General features: G+C 43.3%; 2 protein-coding genes. Both read right to left on the bottom strand.

The genetic code is table 11. The features are described 5' to 3' along the window. The coding region (locus tag AC58QO_RS33655; RefSeq protein ID WP_497273248.1) for a carbohydrate ABC transporter permease at positions 1–785 on the bottom strand (785 nt) is incomplete at its 3' end. 14 nt (positions 786–799) lie between these two features. Then, on the bottom strand, positions 800–1562 hold a 763-nt coding region (locus tag AC58QO_RS33650; protein WP_497273246.1), incomplete at its 5' end, for an ABC transporter permease.

Genomic DNA, 1562 nt, shown 5'->3' with positions numbered 1-1562 from the left:
TTGAGTGTCCTGTTGGATAACTCAGACAGCTTTTTATATTGTTCAGGCGTGAGGTTTGTGCCGACCGGGATGTTAACAACCAACTGCTGAATATAGGTTTGCAGCGGATATTTATCAGAAGTGTTCATCAGCACCAGGCCATTAAAGAACTCGTTCCAGTGATATACACTGATAAACAGTGCCACTGCCGCTAGTACAGGGATAGAACAAGGAATATAGATCCGAAATAATGTTGACCAGGGGCCGGCACCATCTACAATTGCCGCTTCACTGAGGTCCTTAGGAAGATTCCGAAAAAAATTCATGATCAAAATAACATTAAAGATCGGAACGCCACCGCCAAGCACCAGCGCCCAGATGGAGTTGATCAAACCATAATGTTGGATCGTGAGATACCATGGAATCAGACCGCCATTAAAGACCATGCAAAAAACAAGAATCCACATGAACGTATTGCGTGCTGTAAAATCTTTCTTTGGCCTCGATAGAGGATAGGCCATCAAAATGCTAATCAGCATGGAGAATGCAGTACCTAGCACAGTTCGTTGGATCGAGATCCAGAATGAATTCAAGAAAAGACTATCATTTATGATCTCTTTATATGAGGCTAATGAGAAACCGATCGGGTAGAGAGTAACCAGGCCTGCGTTTGCAGCTGATTTATCAGAGATGGACACACAGAAGGTATACCATAGTGGGTATATGCAGCTAACCAGCAACAAGCCAAGGAGAATCACATTGACAATTTCGAAAGTGCGTGATCCTAATGTCGTATTTCTTACCATTGCAACCTCCCCCTTTAGAATACCGTATAATCGGCATATCTGTACGCCAGTCGGTATGATATAACAATGAGCACGAAGCTGATGACAGACTTGAACAATCCTGCGGTTGTGGCTAGTGAGAATTGCAGATTCTGCAAGCCCAGCCGATAAACCCAAGTGTCTAAAATATCGCCCGTTGAGTACACAAGCGGATTATAAAGATTGTATACCTGATCGAAACCCGCATTGAGCACGTTGCCTAGGCTTAGAACCCCCAACAGCACGACTGTTGTCGTTAGCGCCGGAAGTGTAATATTCCTTATCATCTGCCAACGATTGGCTCCATCGATTGCCGCTGCTTCATACAGATTCATGTTGACACCTGTCAGTGCTGCGAGATAAATAATGGCATTGTAACCGAATTCTTTCCACACATCGGTGCCGATAACCAACTGACGAAATATACTTGCATCCGCCATAAAAAGCTTGGGATCTCCCCCAAACATTTGAATAACCGTGTTTACTACGCCGTAATAGCCGAAAATGCCGATAACAATCGTCGCCATAATGACCCAAGATAAAAAGTGCGGTAAATAAACGACCGTCTGAACAAACTTTTTGTAGCGCAAGTTGGTAAGCTCATTCAGCAAAATCGCAAATATCAATGGGATTACCAAATTGAACACAATTTTGCCCACGGCGATAATAACTGTGTTCATGATAACCGATTTGCTGTCATTCAGTTGAAACATATATTTAAAATTTTCCAACCCTACCCACTCGGAACCGAAAATACCC

It is taken from the genome of Paenibacillus sp. J31R30, from assembly GCF_059692115.1.
This window is presented reverse-complemented; position numbering and strand designations above follow the sequence as displayed.